The sequence below is a fragment of the Sorangium sp. So ce406 genome (assembly GCF_051474675.1).
In the GTDB taxonomy this organism is placed as follows: Bacteria; Myxococcota_A; Polyangia; order Polyangiales; family Polyangiaceae; genus Sorangium; species Sorangium cellulosum_G.
On record NZ_CP150340.1, the window covers coordinates 8,196,639 to 8,213,637 of the forward strand.

12 protein-coding genes are annotated in these 16,999 nt (G+C 71.7%); 7 read left to right on the plus strand and 5 right to left on the minus strand.

Going from position 1 to position 16,999, the window contains the following annotated elements:
• Positions 1-38 precede the first annotated feature (38 nt).
• The 4 genes from WME96_RS30455 to WME96_RS30470 all read right to left on the minus strand — a co-directional run bounded on the left by WME96_RS30455 (position 39) and on the right by WME96_RS30470 (position 5,120).
• Positions 39-1,568, minus strand: coding sequence for a serine/threonine protein kinase (locus tag WME96_RS30455; RefSeq protein WP_437285099.1), 1,530 nt, complete (start codon positions 1,566-1,568; stop codon positions 39-41).
• On the minus strand, positions 1,562-2,401 hold the full coding sequence (locus WME96_RS30460) for a hypothetical protein (RefSeq protein WP_437285100.1): 840 nt from the start codon (positions 2,399-2,401) through the stop codon (positions 1,562-1,564). Before WME96_RS30460 ends, WME96_RS30455 begins: the two co-directional genes overlap by 7 nt.
• A gap of 561 nt (positions 2,402-2,962) precedes the next feature.
• Positions 2,963-4,468 carry a YecA family protein gene (locus WME96_RS30465; RefSeq protein WP_437285101.1) on the minus strand — a complete coding sequence of 502 codons (1,506 nt, stop codon included), beginning with the start codon at positions 4,466-4,468 and terminating at the stop codon, positions 2,963-2,965.
• Positions 4,469-4,949: 481 nt separating this feature from the next.
• Positions 4,950-5,120 carry a tyrosine-type recombinase/integrase gene (locus tag WME96_RS30470; RefSeq protein WP_433927631.1) on the minus strand — a complete coding sequence of 57 codons (171 nt, stop codon included), beginning with the start codon at positions 5,118-5,120 and terminating at the stop codon, positions 4,950-4,952.
• 782 nt (positions 5,121-5,902) lie between these two features.
• On the opposite strand from WME96_RS30470, the gene WME96_RS30475 reads away from it, so the two are divergent.
• Positions 5,903-6,892 (plus strand): ATPase, encoded by a 990-nt coding sequence (locus WME96_RS30475; RefSeq protein WP_437285102.1) that lies wholly within the window; start codon positions 5,903-5,905, stop codon positions 6,890-6,892.
• A 45-nt stretch (positions 6,893-6,937) separates the two neighbouring features.
• Here WME96_RS30475 and WME96_RS30480 read toward each other — a convergent pair whose 3' ends face one another.
• Positions 6,938-7,609 (minus strand): FmdE family protein, encoded by a 672-nt coding sequence (locus WME96_RS30480; RefSeq protein WP_437285103.1) that lies wholly within the window; start codon positions 7,607-7,609, stop codon positions 6,938-6,940.
• Positions 7,610-7,922: 313 nt separating this feature from the next.
• Here WME96_RS30480 and WME96_RS30485 point away from each other — a divergent pair, with 313 nt between their 5' ends.
• From WME96_RS30485 to WME96_RS30510, 6 genes are all read left to right on the plus strand, one after another.
• Positions 7,923-9,563 (plus strand): protein kinase domain-containing protein, encoded by a 1,641-nt coding sequence (locus tag WME96_RS30485; protein WP_437285104.1) that lies wholly within the window; start codon positions 7,923-7,925, stop codon positions 9,561-9,563.
• A gap of 73 nt (positions 9,564-9,636) precedes the next feature.
• Positions 9,637-10,560: a tetratricopeptide repeat protein gene (locus tag WME96_RS30490; protein ID WP_437285105.1), complete on the plus strand. Its 924-nt coding sequence runs from the start codon at positions 9,637-9,639 to the stop codon at positions 10,558-10,560.
• A gap of 242 nt (positions 10,561-10,802) precedes the next feature.
• Complete coding sequence (locus tag WME96_RS30495) at positions 10,803-12,422, plus strand: hypothetical protein (RefSeq protein ID WP_437285106.1); 1,620 nt, start codon at positions 10,803-10,805, stop codon at positions 12,420-12,422.
• A 149-nt stretch (positions 12,423-12,571) separates the two neighbouring features.
• Positions 12,572-13,294 carry a hypothetical protein gene (locus WME96_RS30500; RefSeq protein WP_437285107.1) on the plus strand — a complete coding sequence of 241 codons (723 nt, stop codon included), beginning with the start codon at positions 12,572-12,574 and terminating at the stop codon, positions 13,292-13,294.
• 89 nt (positions 13,295-13,383) lie between these two features.
• On the plus strand, positions 13,384-15,027 hold the full coding sequence (locus WME96_RS30505) for a hypothetical protein (RefSeq protein WP_437285108.1): 1,644 nt from the start codon (positions 13,384-13,386) through the stop codon (positions 15,025-15,027).
• Between the two features lie 322 nt (positions 15,028-15,349).
• Positions 15,350-16,927, plus strand: a complete 1,578-nt coding sequence (locus WME96_RS30510; protein WP_437285109.1) for a hypothetical protein — start codon at positions 15,350-15,352, stop codon at positions 16,925-16,927.
• Positions 16,928-16,999: the final 72 nt, after the last annotated feature.

The window sequence follows — 16,999 nt, forward strand, 5'->3', positions numbered from 1 at the left end:
GAAACAAGATGTCGACCGCATGGGAACCCTCGCGCTGCTCAGTAAGAGACGTTCTGACAAGGGAGCAGACCGTCACAGAGATCGGGCTCCTCCGCCGGCGTCTTCCTGGTCTGCCGTGTGGGAGCGGCAGGCCGGCTCGTACGCGGCCGCGCCGCGACGGGCGGCGTGGCGGCCTCGCGGAGCAGCTCAGGGCATCGATCGAGCGGGCGAGCTGAGGGCGGCGGGATGGCTCGATCGGCGGCGGCCTGGACCACTCGGCCGATGTGCGGCACGACGTGACGCGGGGGCTCGCGCCGCAGGACCGCGACCGCGCTGCCCAGCACGAACGCCAGCGCGAGCACTGCGCCGAACCAGCGCGGGGGGGAGCGTCGCCTCGCGGTGCGGCTTGAACGCGGAGGGGTCGAGGGCACCGGTCGTACAGGCAGCAACGGCTCGAGGTCCGGTAGCTCGGGCGCTGGAGGCGACCGCAGCGCGACCGGAGACACGTGGGTGACGTTGGCCCGCGTGTCCCGCGGCGGGATCGCGCTCCTGAGGGTGGCGGGCGTCTCGGAAGGGCGCCACGTGGCGACCGGGGACGCATTGGTGACGCTGTCGGCCGCGTCCCGCGGCGGCACGCTGCTGACCGTGTCGGGCACGTCGGAGGGGCGGGACGTGGGAAACTCGCCAGCTCGCCCTCCCTCCTCATCTGAGGCGAGCGCGCTCGCCTCGTCCTCCACGAGGCTGGGCGCCGCCTCGTCCGGCTCGTGCCCAGCGCCGGACGGCTCGGCGAAGATGTCCGCGCCGGCAGGGTCCGGCGGTGCGCCAAGCTCTTCCCACGCGTGGGCAAAGGACGTCAGGACGGAGAGCATCTCGTGGATGCTCGGCGGCCGCCGGTTGGGGTTCTCCTCGAGGGCCCTTTGCATCATCACCTGAAGCACCGGAGGGATCCCGCTGGGAAAGCTCGGGGGACGGGTCCACGGCGAGAGGGCGCGTTTGCACAAGAGCTCGTACATGATCGTGCCGAACCCGTACACGTCCGCGCGAGGTCCCAGCCGGCCACCCGAGAAGAGCTCGGGCGGTGCGTACCCGTACGGATCGTGACGGGCGTCCTCCGGGCCGAGCTGAAAGAGACGGGCAAATCCGAAGTGGGTGATCGCGTATCGGCCATCTCCCCCGATGAAAATCCGGTCCGGACTGAGGGCGCCGTGCACGAAGGACAGCTCATGAGCACGCACGAGACAGCGACCGATGTCGATCAGCACCTTGAGATTCGCCGGCCGGAGGTCGTTTCCGCGCGTGACGTCGATGAGCGGGATCGCGTCCTCGAGTACGGGCGACGCTGTCCACGCGACGGCGCCGTTCACCCCTCCGTAGAGCACGGGGACGACCTCCGGGACCTCGCCTGCGAGGCGCTGCAGGCGCGCGATCTCCTCGGCGAACAGGCCCGCATCGAGGCGCCCGCCCTCGTGGACGTGCAACCAGACCAGAGCCCCCGTGTCGCCGACCTGCCTCGCGAGGAAGTGACGGAGCAAGCCGCGCTGCTCGCTGAGCAGCTCGTGGCCTTCCCAGACGTCGCCGGCGGCTACCATACAAGCTTGACCTCCGCGCCGCCGCCGCTCGTGCGGATCTCGGCCTTCCGCGGCCAGACGACGTACACGACGGTTGCGACACCGAGCGCTGCCCCGGCGACGAGCGCAGCCGAGCCGAAGCCGTGGAACAGGCCAGCTCGTGTGTTCGCCGCGTGCGCTTCGTCGTAGGTCTTGCGGAACTGCGCGCTGCTCGGGAGCATCGAGCCGTCCGAGAGGCGCGACACCTTGGCGGCCGTCTCGCTCTCCGCGGCGTCGCCGGCCAGGTGAAGGCCGACGCCGGCACCGACCAGGGCCACCGAGGCCGCCGCGCCGGTGCCGATGATCCAGGGGTTGCGCGCCCGCGCTGGAGCGTTGGCGGCCTTCGGGGTCTCGAAGGCGAGGGCGACGCGCCGCGACTCCCCCGCCGTCACCTTGATGAGCGCACGGGCTACCTGCCCCTGCTTGCCCGTCGCCGTGACCTCGTGCTGTCCAGGGGCGACGAAGACGGGTCCGCCCGCGCTCACCTCGCGACCGTCCACCAGGAGCCGCGCCGTGCCCGGCGGAGCGCTCACGTGGAGCTCGGCCACGCGTTGCCGGACGGCCGCGAGGTCGGCGCGTCGGACCTCGTGGCGGCGGCGCTCGATGTCGTTGGTCGGCGCTGGCATCTGCGCGACGCACGTGGAGAGCTCGGCCGCGGCCTCCTCGAGCCGACCGAGGCGCAGGTCGAACACGCCGAGCTGACACACGGCCATCGTCGAGGGCTCGAGCTCGTTGATCCGCGCCCAGAGCTCGCGGGCGCGAGCGAGGTCGAGCCGCTTGGCGGCCTTCTCCGCCTCGTCGATGAGCTCTTGCACCTCGCGGGACCGGGGAGGAGGGTCCGCGGCCGCGGCCTGTAGGGGGAACGCGGAGGCAAGGACGAGGACCAGGGCCGCCGCTTGCCGCGGATGGAACGGTAGAATAGAAGCACGCACGGTTCGCCTGGGGGCAAACGAGGGGGACCACAGCGCCGCGCTGGCCCATCCAGCGCAGCGCTGCTGTTCATACCACCGCGACGACGCGATCGAGCATGCAGAAGTGACGTGTGGTCCGTAGCGGCCATTGCGATCACGCGACGAAATTTCTCGTTTGCGGCCTAGAAAAGCGCCGCGCCGGGTGACAACGCTCGCGGCGGTCCATGACCGCGAGACGGGCGAGGCGCGCTGCACCGGACACGCGCGTTCCCGCCGTCCGCCCACGTAGTCTGGTCAGCTCGGAGCATGCGTCTCGCCCGCCGCCCTGCTCCGCCACGGAGAGCCTCCGCTCCGTCCCGCCGCAAGACCGCCGCTCAGCGAAGATCGCCTCCAGCGAGGGGCGCTTGCTGCGAGTTCGCGCGGCAGGCGAGCGGCGCCCCTCTCCGTGGGCGCTTCACCCACACCTCATTTCCCATGGCACCGTTTGAACTTTAGGCCGCTACCGCACGGACAGGGCTCGTTTCGACCAACTTTTCGCGCCGCAGGCTGAGCCTGAATATCAGACTCCTGCAATGCCTCATAAACCTGTTGAAATGAATACGGAGACATTACACGAAACACCGAGTTAAGCACCCCCGTCTTGGCTTGCAGATCACGCGCCTCGCGCTGAATTGACTCCGTCCAATCCTCAGATCCGATATACATCACATCCTCCGACCGAGTCAAAAACATGCCGTCTGGCATGATCTCGGCATCCAGTGCTACGCCAACAACATGCGCAAGCTCTGGTCGCATGCTCTTAAGCGACAGGCAATAGATGCGAAGCATCGACTGCCTGTGTACTCTGTACTCTTCGTAGGTCGAATACGGAGCACTGCTGGACCGCGCGACAATAAGAATGAAACCGGTATCGGATCGTCCCTGGGGGAGGGCCGTTCGTGCAAGCAGTTCGCCGGGTTTCACCTTCGCCGTAATCTCTATAAGTGATTCCGCCAACCCGATCCGCGTAACCCGTGATGTTCGCGCCAGAGCGCGAACCCGTTTCTCGTGGTCCGGCGGCGTGCTCGGCGAACCGAAACTCAGCATCTCGTCATTCAGAACATCCGCGGCAAAATGGTCGATGAGACGGTCCCACGCGTAGCTCACTTCGTAGCTGCGCTGTAGGGCATGAAACCATTCCTGCTGCTGGACGCCGTCCCACAGATCGTCTGCGATGACGTATTTCGCATCCGGACTCTGCCGTTCTGGAAGTCCGAGGCCCGCACATTTCGTAGAGAGGAAGAGACCAACAAGGTTCTCCTCACCCATGGATACAGCTAGCAAATTATCCTGAATAAGTTGCTCTTTCCAGTCGAGATACTCTACGAAGTCAGCAATAGTATCTAGATGCGAGAGCACAACATCTAAGGTGAAGTCGTCGAGAACATGGACCAGTCCTCGCGCATCAATTTCATCGATCACGAATGGCTGCGACACATTACTATTGCGACGCGCACCAGGCTCAATAATGAGACTTCCAGAACCACCGTGGTATGCACGACAGGCCAGTCCAGCACCCATCGCGACAGCAATGCGATAGAACTTTGTTCCTCTGGGCGGCAGCGATATAGGCAGTGGCCTTGTGCAGTCTGGGTCTAGGTACAACCGGGTTGGTGCTTGGCGCAGCCAGCGCTCTGCGCCGAACAGTTGTTCGGCAGATTTCTCGATCGCCCTTGCGTACCACCGCTGCCAATCCAAATCCGGATTGCCGGTGTTCGGGTAAGCGCAATGCTTGTCGGAGAAAAGAATTATTCGATCATCAAAGATTGCGATCGTGTCACAAACTTCCTTACCGTGGCCATGGCCTCGGTAACGTCCTTGGTCTCGAAAAACGTTCGAGTACGACCACAATCGGAGGAAGCTTTTTTGACAAAGCTCATGGAGGCGTCGCTCCGATGGCGTCGTCCCGGAAGAAAGCTGCTTGTTCATCATCGCCCGAGTGAATTCCGCCAAAAGTTGTACGCAGGCCGTAACGACCCTCTAACGATCAGTCGATTGGTCAACCGAAGTCGCCGGACCAGGTCTGTCTAGATCGTCGCCTTTTGTGACCTCCCCCGATGGAAAGTCCCACGGTTCGGCTCGGCGCCGCAAGGCCCAAATGCTGTCCAGCGCCGTAGGGTAGATCCGTCTAACATTGGCGGCAGTTTCCGCCTTTCCGGGGGACGGGAGCGCCTGGAGGGGCGCCGCGGATTCGCAGTTGGAGGCGTCGCGCCGCATCGCGCCTGGGGGTAACACAGAGCGGCCGCCTCATCAGGAGGTTGCCGGACGCATACCGGTCCGTTCACAACCTCGGAACGAAGGGGCAGTCGAACCGGCCGCGGACGGCCAGGCCGCCGCGGTTCAGCACGTGAGTGTCGATCATCATCGTGCTCACGTCTTGGTGGCCGAGGAGTTCCTGGAGCGTGCGGATGTCCTAGCCGGCTTCCAGCAGGAGCGTGGCGAACGAGTGACGCAGGGTGTGGCAGCTTGCGCGCCTCGATACACCGGTGGCGAGGCCGGCCTCCCGCACCGCGCGCTGGAGCACCGCCTCGTGCAGAGGATGCCGCCGGAGCTGACCTGTCGTCCTGTCGCGATAGGGGCGCATCGCGGGGAAGACCCATTACTAGAGGCATTCCCGGCCGGCGTTCGGATCCTTGCGATCCAGGGCGTTGGAAATGGCCACCCAGCCGGCGCCGGCAGCGCCATCAGCGGCGTGCTGGGCGGGGCGCGCACGGCGGTGATCGCGGAGCGGGGGACCAGGCGCAGTGGCAGCCCGGCCGGCTCCTGCGCAAACCTGGGCCCGCTCCTGCGCAGCCCGTCGTCCCCGCTGCGCGGCCTCCTCCGCCCTCCTGTGCAGCGCCGCCGACCCTCCGGCGCAGCCCGTGGGCCCTCCTGCGCGGCCTTGGCGCCCTCCTACGCACCCCCGTTGGTGTCCTACGCAACACTCACCGCCGTCCTGTGCGGCCCCGGCGCCCTCCCGCGCACCCCCGTCGGTGTCCTTTGTTACAATCGTCCGGCTCCTGCGCAGCCCCGATGGTCTCCTGCGCAGCCCCGGTACTCTCCTGTGCAGCCCCGGCGCCGTCTTTCGCGCCCTTTGTGGTTGCTGCGCAACCCTTTCCCCCTCCTGCGCCCGCCCCCCCCCCCGGTTGCCAGCCCCTCGCCGGCTCCGTGCCCCGCGTGCTCGCGGCGCCAACACGCCGCTCCTCTCGATATTGCGGCACACCGCCCCTCCCAATCTTCTCCCAGTCCTCGGCCCCAGCGCCTCTCTCGCGACGCGACCGACTCGTGCTCTCCTCTGGCCAGTGCGTTGTTCGCCGATACCCTCGCCGATCTTCCGGCCCCTCATTCCGAGGGGCGCTGGCCCCGACAAGGAGGCGTATCTTTATCATGGCAACGGCAAAGGCATCCACCACCACATCGCCCAGGACCAACAAGGCCGCCAAGAAGCCCGCTTCGCGCGAGACGCAGGACGCGCCTCGCTCCTCGACGAGAGCAGCAGCGTACACGCTGAGCGCCGCCCGCGAGGCCGAGCTCCTCCGAGAGGCCGAGTCGCTCGGCGACAACACCGTGATTTTTCCAGGCAAGCTCGCGCGGCGCGTCGTGTGGGCGAGCCGAATCCAGCTCGCCGCCGAGCGCGACGCGGCCGATCTCGTCCGCACCCCGTTCCCCGAGGACGAGCCCTCGCTCACACGCGAGGAGATCCACGGGCTACGCGACAAGATCGAGCTCCTGCGCGCCGCGCAATCGCGCTGGCAAGCCGCGCAGCAGCGTCAGGAGCGGGCCGCCGCGACGTTCGCGAAGCCGGCCGCCGAGGCCGCCCTGCACCGGCAAACGCTCCTCCGCTTCTTCGATCTCCGCTTCAAGAAGAGCCCCGGGGGGCAAAAGCGGCTCATGGCGATCCGCGCGGGCAGCGGCGACGCGGATCTGGTCCAGGACGTCTCCGACCTGCTCTTGCTCTGCTCCGAGCACGCGGAGGCCCTCCACAAGGCGCCTCGCGGCGAGGCCGACGCGGCGGCCCGCCTCCGCGAGCTCTCCCCGCTGCTCGCGCGCATGCTCGCCGACAAGACGCTCTCTCCCGAGGCGCAGCGCACACGCAAGCTCCGCGACGCCGCGTACACGCTCGTCGTCCACGCCGAGCGGAGGCTGCGCGCCGCCGCGGAGTACTGGTACGCCGGCACCGACAGGATGAAGGACTATGCGCCCTTCCCCGTCTCCCGCGGCGCCGCGACCACCGGAGAGGAGACCACCGGAGAGGAGGAGGAAGTCGAGGCCGCCGCGGAGGAAGGCGACGTGTCGGAGGAGGACGCAGCGGACGACGGCGCGGAGGAGGGCGCAACGGAAGACGACGAGACGGGCGAGGGCGAGGACGAGCAGTAGTCGCCCCGGGCCGCGGCGGGCGTGTCCCAAGGGGCGCTCGGCTCGTCAGCGGGGCGCGCCGGCGGGAGGCGGCGGCACCTCCTCGAACACCTCGGCATCTGGCAGGGCGAGCACCTCTCTCCCCGCCGCCTCCAGCGCGTCTCTCGGCACGTCGCGGAAGCGCGCGCGGAAAGCCCCCGACGGGCGCAGCGTCACGGCCTGTCCGGTCGACCTGCGCCGGTAGGTCGTCTCGACCCCGGCCTCGGTCGCCTCGACAAGGCTGAGGTTGAGCTTCCCGAGGCTCGCCCCCGTCGCCGCGGCGGCGCCGTCCGCGATGCAGGAGAACTGCACGTTCCGCGGGCTGTGGTGGACGACCTCGAGGTCGAAGCTCTTCTCCGGCAGCCCGAGCTTCGCGAGGGCATACCGCCCCATGCGGTAGCCGGCGACAGCCCACGGCCCCGCCCCGCCGTGGATCGCGGCGACAGCGCGGAGCTCCTCGTCCTGCGCCTGCGCGCCCGCGGCAGGCCCGCCGTGCGCGTGTCCATCGTGATGACCCGCATGGCCCGCCGGCTCCGTCACATGGCCCGCCGGCTCCGTCGCATGACCCGCCGGCTCCGTCGCATGACCCGCCGGCTCCGTCGCATGGCCCGCACGATGCCGGGCGCCCGCGCCGCCGCAATGGACCGAAGAAACGGCGGCGAGGAAGATCAACGCCGCGTGGCTCATCGTCTTGCGCATGCTCGCTCGATCCCCTGAGAGGCAGGCGCAGTGTCCCCGTTCGCGCGCGACGTCAAGGCCATCGGGCCCCCGCTCTTCCGAGCCGCACGCCCCGCTCCCCGCGCCTTCCGCTCCGCCCCTCCCGCGCTGCCCCGCGCTTGCCTTCGGAAGGTTTCGCGCCCCGCCGCGCCAGACCGGGGTAACATGCGCCCGTCATGCCTCGCGCTCGCGTCAGCCACGCCTGTCCCTCGAGCCGCGCCCGACCCGCCGGCCGCGCGGGCCTCGCCGGCGAGGCGATGATCCGCGCGGGCAGTCCAGGGGGTGGTTTTCGCCGATGACCCGAGTCGACCCTGAGGGCTTCCGGCCGGAGGCGCTGGTAGGCCAGGTCCTGCGCGGAAAATGGCGGCTGGAGCGCCTGCTGGGCTTCGGCGGGATGGCCGTTGTCTACGCGGGCACGCACCGCAACGGGATGCGCGGCGCGGTGAAGATCCTCCGCCGCGAGCTGTCCGGGGACGACGACGCGCGCTCGCGGTTCCTCCGCGAGGGCTACGTCGCGAACCGCGTGGACCACCCGGGCATCGTCCGCGTGCTCGACGACGACGTCACCGACGACGGCTCGGTGTTCCTGGTGATGGAGCTGCTCGAGGGCGAGACGGTCGAGGCGCGCCGCGCGCGCGCGCCCGGCGGCGTGCTCGGCGCCGGCGAGGTGATCGGCATCGTCGACGACCTGCTCGACGTGCTCGCCGTGGCCCACGAGCGCGGGATCGTCCACCGCGACCTCAAGCCCGACAACCTGTTCCTCACGCGCCAGGGGCAGCTCAAGGTGCTCGACTTCGGCATCGCGCGGCTGCGCGAGCTCTCCAGCCCGAGCAACGCGTCCACGCGCGCCGGCACCATGATGGGCACGCCGCAGTTCATGCCGCCCGAGCAGGCGAAGGGGCAGTGGGACAAGGTCGACGCGCGCACCGACCTCTGGGCGGTCGGCAGCACGATGTTCCAGCTCCTCTCCGGGCGCTACGTGCACGAGGCCGAGACGCTCCCGCTGCTCCTGCTCGCGGCCATGACCCAGCCCGCGCCGCCCGTGGCGAGCATCCTGCCCGCGCTGCCGCCGCCCGTCGCCGGCGTCATCGACGTGGCCCTCGCGTTCGAGCCCGACCGGCGCTGGCCGAACGCCCACGCGATGCAGCGCGCGCTCCGCCAGGCGCGCGGCAGCGCGGGGCTCGACGCGATCCCGGGCTCGTCCGCGGCCCCCGCGCGCGGGTCCGCGTACTCGGATCCCCCGCGCGCGTCCGCGCAGTCGGAGCCCGGGCGCGTATCGGTCCAGGTACGGGGCCCGGGGAGCGGGCCGAGCGGCACGGAGTTCACCACGGCGAGCACGGCCAGCAGCGCGTCCCTCGGCATCGCGCCCGGCAGCACCCCGGCCGGCGGCGGCGCCGCCAGCGCCGGCACTGTCTCGCCGGTCGTGGAGCGCTCGGTCACCGCGGAGCGCATGGCGCCGCGCTCGCCGGTCACGGGCGCGCTCCTCGCCGGGGGCGGCGCGCTGGCCGTGGGCGCCCTCGTCGCGCTCGTCTGGTGGCAGCGCCCCGGCCCCGCCGGCGAGGCCGGCGACCCGTCGCACGCGTCGCACGCCGCCCCGGTGGAGGCCGAGCCGCGCCCCCTCTCGACGGGCGCCGGGGCGACGCCGGAGCCGCCGGGCAACGGGGCCTCGCCCGGGGCCGGCGCGCCGCCGTCCGGCGAGGCGGCCCCCTCGATCGAGCCGTCCTCGCCCGCGCCCGAGACCGCGCCGCCCGCGAGCGCCTCCGAGAGCGCGCCGTCCGCGACCGCGCCGCCGCCCGCGAGCGCCGCGCCCACCTCCAGGCCGGCGGGGCCGAAGTCGCGACCGCCCGCGAGCGCACCGGCGGCGAAGACGCCCCCTGCGCCGACGCCGGCGACCCCGCCGGCGCCCGCGGAGGACCCGTTCAACCGGAGACGTTGAGGTCCCACGGATGCGTAGATCGAGCCCGCGTAGACGACGATTCCCGGCCGAGGTGCTCGCCCTGGGAGGAGCCGTGCTCCTCGCCTGCCCCGACGCCTTCGCCCAGGCGCGCGATCCCGCGGCCGCGGAGGCGCTCTTCGACGCCGGCCGGGCGGCGCTCCAGGCGAAGGACTACGACGCCGCGTGCCCGAAGTTCCGCGAGAGCTACGAGCTCGATCCGGCGCCCGGGGCGCTGCTCAACCTCGCCGACTGCGAGGAGAAGCGCGGCCGGGTCGCGACCGCGTGGTCGATCTTCCGGCAGCTCGCGCGCGACCTGCCGGCGAGCGACGACCGGCGGCCGATCGCGCAGGCGCGCGCGACGGCGCTGGAGGGCCGCGTGCCGAGGCTCACCATCCGGCTCGCGCCCGGCGCGCCGGCGGACACCGCCGTGCAGCGCGGGGGCATCCCCGTCGGCGCGGGCTCGCTGGGCGCGCCGCTGCCCGTGGACCCGGGCGAGGTCCAGGTGACCGCGTCGGCGCCGGGCCGGAAGCAGAAGACGTTCACGGTGCAGCTCGCCGAGGGCGCGCAGTCCGAGCTGCTCGTGGCGCCGGAGGAGCCCGCGGCCGGCGGGAGCGCAGGGCCAGCGCTTCCCCCGAAGGAGAGCCCCCAGGGGGCGGCGGGCTCCACCTGGCGGACGGCCGGATGGATCAGCGCCGGCGTCGGCGCGGTCGGGATCGGCGTCGGCGCCGTGTTCGGCCTGCGCGCGATCGGGAAGATGGACGACGCGGATCCCTACTGCAACGACAGCAACGTCTGCGCGGCGGAGGGGATCCGGCTGCAGGAGCAGGGCGCGACCGCGGGGACGATCTCGACCGTCGCGTTCCTCGTCGGGGCGGCGGCGCTGGGCGCGGGCGCGGTGCTCATCTTCACGGCGCCCTCCTCCGGGCCGGCGTCCTCGGCCCCGCGGGCGACGCTCGGCGTGGTGCCGGGAGGCGCCGTCGCCAGGGTGGTCTTTTGACGGCGGCCGCGCGGGGCGCGGCGCTCACGACACGCGACCACGGCGCCTCACAGACGGATCACGGCGCCGCGCCGCGCGCCCCTGTGGGCCGTTGACGCCGCGAAGAGCGGAAGCTCTCATCGCCGGATGCGTCCAGACCTCTTCGACCTCCGGATCGACGACCTGCGTGCACACCGCAGGTCCGGCGGCGGTGGTCTTTCGGCGGCGACCGCGAAGGCGCCGCGCGGCGGGGAACCGAAGTGATGAAGCGCGATCTCGGGAGCGTTCGAGCCCTCTGGGGCGCCGGGCTGCTCGCCGCCTGCTCCGCGGGAGGCTGCACGACGATCATCGGGCTCGAGATCGGCGTGCTGGATTCGTCGACGTCCAGCGCGACCGCGTCGAGCGGGTCCACGGGCAGCGGAGGCGACGACAGCGGCGGCGGCGGCCAGGCCGGCGGCGATAGCAGCGGCGGCGGCGGCCAGGGCGGCGGCGGCGGCGATAGCAGCGGCGGCGGCGGCCAGGGCGGCGGCGAGGAGGTGATCTGCAGCGGCGCCCGCGCGGGGGCCGCCCGCGCCGCCTCGGGTCTGTGGGGCCAGCTGGCCGGCGAGCAGATCATCGCCCTCGAGACGCACGATGACGGCGTGACGGCCCTCATCAACAAGGGAAATAGCTTCTCCGTCGCGAGGTGGAATGACGACGGGTCGCTCGACAGCGATTTCACGATGAACACGCCAGAGCTTACGGGAGCCATCGCAGGCGAGCACCTGGCCACGGCGGCGGACCTCACCTACGTCACCGGATGGGCCCAGCCGGGCGTCAACGTGCCCCTGCTGGCCAACGATTGCCAGATCACCGCGAAGGCAGACTCCACCCCCAGGCCGAGCTTCCTGGCCGCGCTCGACGCGAAAGGCACGTGCCAGTGGGCGTGGAGCGTCGATGCCGAGTCCAACACAAACCCGCTCGGCCTGGCGGCGACGTCCGACAGGGTCGTCTTCGCGGTCTCCATGACGGGGCAATCCGTCGCGACCAACGGCGCCTGCATCTTCGGAGCCGACGAGGCGAAGAACTCCGCGGAGCTCGTCGCGTTCGACACGGCCGGAGCATGCCAGTGGCGGCGCTCGCTCGGGCCGCCGGGCGCGGTGCGCATCGCAGAGCTCGTCGTCGATAGCACGGCCACGGAGCTGCTGGTGGTCGGCGACTACGAGGCGCCGGACGACCCCGTCATCATGCAGGATCGGGCGCTCCCTCCCTCCCAGGGGAGCGACCTGTTCATCGCGCGCGTCCGCCTCATCGACGGCCATCTGGAGGACCTCCTCACGATCAACGCGCCTGGAGTCCAGGCGGCGTCGCGGCACGGGGCCGCGCTGCTCCCGGACGGCGACCTCGTGATCGCCGGGACGTACAACGGGACGTCCTTCGATTTCAACGACGATTGCCCGGCGATGCCGCCTGCGTCCGCGCGAGCGGGGAACACCTTCATCCTGCGTGTCTCCAGGCGCGGAGTCGTCTGGAGCCGCGGCTTCGGCGACGTCGCCGAGGATCAGCTCGTCTCCAGCGTGGCGGTGGACGCGGACGGATTTATCTACGCGACGGGGCAGCTCGAAGGCGAGATGGACCTGGGAAACGGCATGACGATCGCCGCCCCGTCGGGTCAGATCTCGAGCTTTCTGCTCGTCCTCAACCAGAACGGCAACGTGCTCTCCGGCTCCGAGCTCATCGGGGAGGAGACGGTGGCGACGTGGGCGATCGCGCCGGGCAAGACCCCGCGCGATCCCCTCTACATCGCGGGTGAGATGACGAAGACCTTCGATCTCGTGCCCAGCGGACGCCCCGCCGCGGACGCGGGAGAAGGGTTCATCGCGCGCCTCGCCGGCATTCCGTGATCGGGGCGCTCGGCGCCGGCCCGCATCCACAGTGCGCCTGGGCAGGAGCCCCTGACATTTCCCCACGACACCGCAGAGCCTGCGACCGGACCGCGAGCGCTCGGCTCGACCGCCGGTTGACGCCGGTGGGAACGATGGCATTCCATCCGATGATGCGATCGCTTCATCGGGTCTTCTGCCTGGCGCTCCCCGCCGCGGCGGCCGCTCTGAGCGCCGGCGCGGGGTGTGGATTCCCCGACGTGACGTTCACCGGAGGAGACCCGAGCTCCGCGAGCGCCGGCGGGGACGCCCCGGGCTCCACCGTGTCGTCGACGAGCACCGCCGGCGCGTCCCCTGACGCGGCCGGCTCCGGCGGGGACGGCGGCGCGGCGAGCTCCAGCACGGGCGCCGGCGGGGACGGCGGCTCGACGGCCTCCGGCTCCGGCGGAGACGGCGGCGCGGCGAGCTCGAGCACAGGCGCCGGCGGGGAGGGTGGCGCGGCGAGCTCCAGCGCGACCGCCAGCTCGACGGCCTCCGGCTCCGGCGGCGGCGGCACCGTCGACTGCGACGCCGACGACGACGGCTATCGGTCGACGGCGTGCGAGGGTGGCAACGACTGCAACGACGAGAACCCCCTGGTCCACCCCGGCCAGCCCAGCACGTTCTACGGCACGCCGATCTCCCCGGGGGGCAGCTTCGATTACGATTGCAGCGGCGCGGAGGAGCGGGAGTTCCAGGCGGTCACGTGCTCCAACGTCCTCCCTCTTTGCGCCGCGAAGACGAACGTGTTCCAGGCCGACGTCCCGTGCGGAGGCCGAGCCTCGTTCGGCAACTGCAACGGCACATGCCAGTTCACCCCCATCTTTCCTGATTACGTCAGGAAGTGCCATTGAGCCCGCGCGGCTCCCCGGCAGCCTCGAGGATTCCGCAGCACGGAGCGTCCCTGCCGATGAAACGCGAGCTCGGTACGCCTCGATCGGCCGTGTCCTGCGCGGCCCTGATCGCCGCCGTCGCGGGGGGCTGCAACGCGATCATCGGGCTCGAGGTCGGCGAGCTGGCTCCATCGCAGGCCGGCGCGGGCGCGGGCGCGGCGTCAAGCGCGTCCTCCTCCTCGGGAGACGGCGGCGCCGGGGGCTCGGGCGCGGGAAGCTCGAACGCCGGAGGCGCGGGGAGCGGCGGCGCGGGGAGCGGCGGCGCGGGGAGCGGCGGCGCGGGGAGCGGCGGCGAGGGCGGGGGCGGCGGAGGTGGAGGCGGCAGCGGCGGTGGGGGACCGCTGTGCAGCGACGCTGGCGGGACCATCCTCGAGCCGTCGGGCGTGTGGGGCGAGACCGTCGGCTTCGACGTGGGCGATCTCGCGGCGCTGGACGACGCCGTGACGGCCGTCACCACCGAGGTCACCGGCGACGGGCGCTATCGCTTCTCGGTCGCGAAGTGGAGCGCCAGCGGGACGCGCGACGGTGGGTACGGGCTGTCAGCGCTCGACGTGTGGGGCTCGCACCTCGCTGTCGGCGACGACTTCACCTACGTGGCCGGAGAGTCCGAGGGGGCCGTCGCCTTTCCCGATGGGCTCTTCGCCGGGTGTCGCGTCGGCCCCACGTGGCCTGGGCCCGACACCACGATCAGCTTCGTGGCCGCGCTCGATCGGGACGGCCAGTGCGCGTGGGCGTGGAGCATCGACGCCGAGCAAGGCACCACCGCGCGCGACCTCGCGGCCACATCCGAGGCGGTCGTCTTCGCTGTCGACGTGGTGGAGCGCGGTGAGAGCCTGGGCGCGTGCGCGCGCGACGACCTCCCGGAGGACTCGGCGCTGGTCGCGGCGGTCTACCCGACGAACGGCGCGTGCAAGTGGGCGCACAGCCTCGGCAAGCGAGATGCCGTGGCCGTCAAGGCGCTGGCCACCGACGCGAGGGCCGTGTCCAGGCTGGTGGCCGTGGTGGGCGACTACGACACGCGCAGCGGGGGCGTCACGTTCGGCGGAGACACCGAGTTCCCGGCGCAGGGCCGCGACGTCTTCATCGTGCGCCACGTCCTGAGCGACGGCGCGATGCAGGAGGTGACGACGCTGCGCGCCGCGGGAGATCAGCACGTGCCGGCCCACGGGGCCGCGCTGCTCCCGGGCGGCGACGTCGTGATCGCCGGCATGTACAGGGGGAACCTCGATTTCGGCGACGGCTGCTCGGACATCCCCGACGCGGGCGAGACGGAGAATTTCTTCATCGCGCGCGTCTCCGAGGCCGGCGTCGTGTGGAGCCGCGGGTTCGGCGACGCGACGGAAGACCAGAGCGCGGCCGGCGTGGCGGTGGACGGGGCCGGATCGATCTACGTCACGGGGCAGTTCCGGGGCGAGATCCCGCTCGGGAGCGCCGGCAGGCTCGCGACCGACCGCAAGGGGGCGGGATTCCTGATGCGGCTGGATTCCCGAGGCAACCTCGTCTCCGCGACCCAGCTCGAGGGCGACGGCGCCGTCGGCCTGCGGGTCGTCGCGCCAGGCAGGGCTCCCGGCGCGCCGCTCTACGTCGCAGGCGGGGTGACGGGGACGCTCGATCTCGGGCTCCCCAAGCCGCTCGGCAGCGACAGCGATCCAGAGCAGCACGGCTTCATCACGCGGCTCTCCGGCGTGCGCTGATCCGCGCTCATCGCCGGGGAGCCAGCGGCTCCGTCCCTCCGGAGCGCGCCACGGGTTCCAGGAGGAGACTTCCATTTCTGCGGGAGCGGCGAGGGCCGTAAGGAGATCCCGCAATCGACATCAAGAGCGTTCTTGTCGATCGGGCTGTGACCAACGTGTTTCCGGCAGACGTCGCCTGAAGCAAAGGAATCGGTTCAGGAGACGCACTACACGATCGGGCTCGAGGCGGGGTGCAACCTGCGTGTCCGCGAGGACCTGCCATTGAGCGCGCGCTGGCCTGATGGCAGGGCCGACCGCTCCGTGCAATAGAGAGGTCGCCGTGATGAAGCGCTCTCTCATGAAGGTCCAGGCCGTGTTCTGTGCCGGGATGTTCGCCGCCGCCTCGGGAGGTTGTAACGACCTCATCGGCCTCGAGGTGGGTGAGACGAATCCGACAGAGGCCAGCACCGGAGCGTCGTCGTCCTCGTCCGCAGGCGGCTCGTCGACCGGAGACGCATCCGGGGGCGGCTCGTCCGCTGTCGGCTCGGGCGCGGGAGGCCGTGACGACGGCGGCGGCAGCGGAGCGGGCGCGCCGACCTGCGGCGAGGTGAGCGGGGCGGCGCTCGGCGAGGCGTCGGGCCTCTGGGGCGACACGCTCGGCGAGGACGTGGGCGGTGTCGCGGCGCTGGACGACGAGGTGACGGCCGTCGTCAACGCGTCCGGCTCGCTCACCGTCGCGCGGTGGAGCGCGAGCGGGGCGCGCCAGAGCGAGTACGGGCTCTCGGCGTCGGGCCTCCGGGGCACGCACCTGGCCGTCGCCGCGGGCGTGACGGTCGTGGCGGGAGAGTCGCTCGGGGGCGCCGGGCTCTCCGGTGCGTGCGACGTCGGCTCGAACGGGGGAGGCGGGCAGGGCGGCGGCGCGCCCAGCTTCGTGGCGGCGCTGGACGCAGCGGGCCAGTGCGCCTGGGCGTGGAGCCTCGAGTCCGACGGCGGCACCACCGCGCGCGGCGTCGCGGCGACGTCCGATGCGGTCCTCTTCGCCGTCGAGTCGCTGGGCAAGGGCAAGAGCTACGGCCCGTGCGCGATGAGGCCCGGGGTCCCGCAGGACGCCGCGCTGATCGCCGCGCTCGATCCGGCGACCGGCGCGTGCAGGTGGCATCGCAGCCTCGGGGCGCCCGCGGCCGTGAAGGTCACTGCGCTCGCCGGCGCCCCGGCGGGGTCGGGGTCCGTGGTGGTGGTGGGCGACTACGACGCGACGAAAGGCGCCGTCTCGTTCGGCGCGGATCCGTCCCGCACCTCGGACGGCCGCGGGATCTTCCTCGTGCGCCACACCTCGAGCACCGACGCCCCGCAGCAGGTCACCACGCTGGGAATCGACGGAGCGCAGCGCGTCGAGCCGCTCGGCGCCGCGCAGCTCCCGGACGGCGACGTCGTGATCGCCGGCAGGTATGCCGGGTCCCTCGATCTCGAGGACACCTGCCCGGGGATGCCCGACGCGGGCAACACGGACAACGTCTTCGTCGCGCGCGTCTCGGAGCACGGGGCGGTGTGGAGCCGCGGCTTCGGCGACACGACCGCGGCCCAGACAGCGACCGGCGTGGCGGTGGACGGGGCTGGCTCGATCCACGTCGCGGGGGTGTTCTCGGGCGAGCTCGACGTGGGGAGCGCCGGGAAGCTCACGGCCCCGGCGGGGAGACGGGCAGGGTTCCTGATCACGCTCGACGCGAACGGCAACCTCGTCTCCGCGTCCCGGCTCGACGGGGACACCGCGGATCTCCGGATCATCGCGGCCGGCAAGCCTGCCGGCGGCCCCCTCTATGTCGCGGGGAGCCTGACGGGCCCGCTCGAGCTCGGCGGGGTGGGCGGCCTGCTCGGCGCCGGGACGAGCGGGTTCATCGCGCGGCTCTCGGAAGCACCCTGACAGCGAACCGCGCCCGCCCGCGGGCCTGGCGCGGACGCGGCCGCTGCCGCTCGCGTCAGCGCGGCGCCTCGT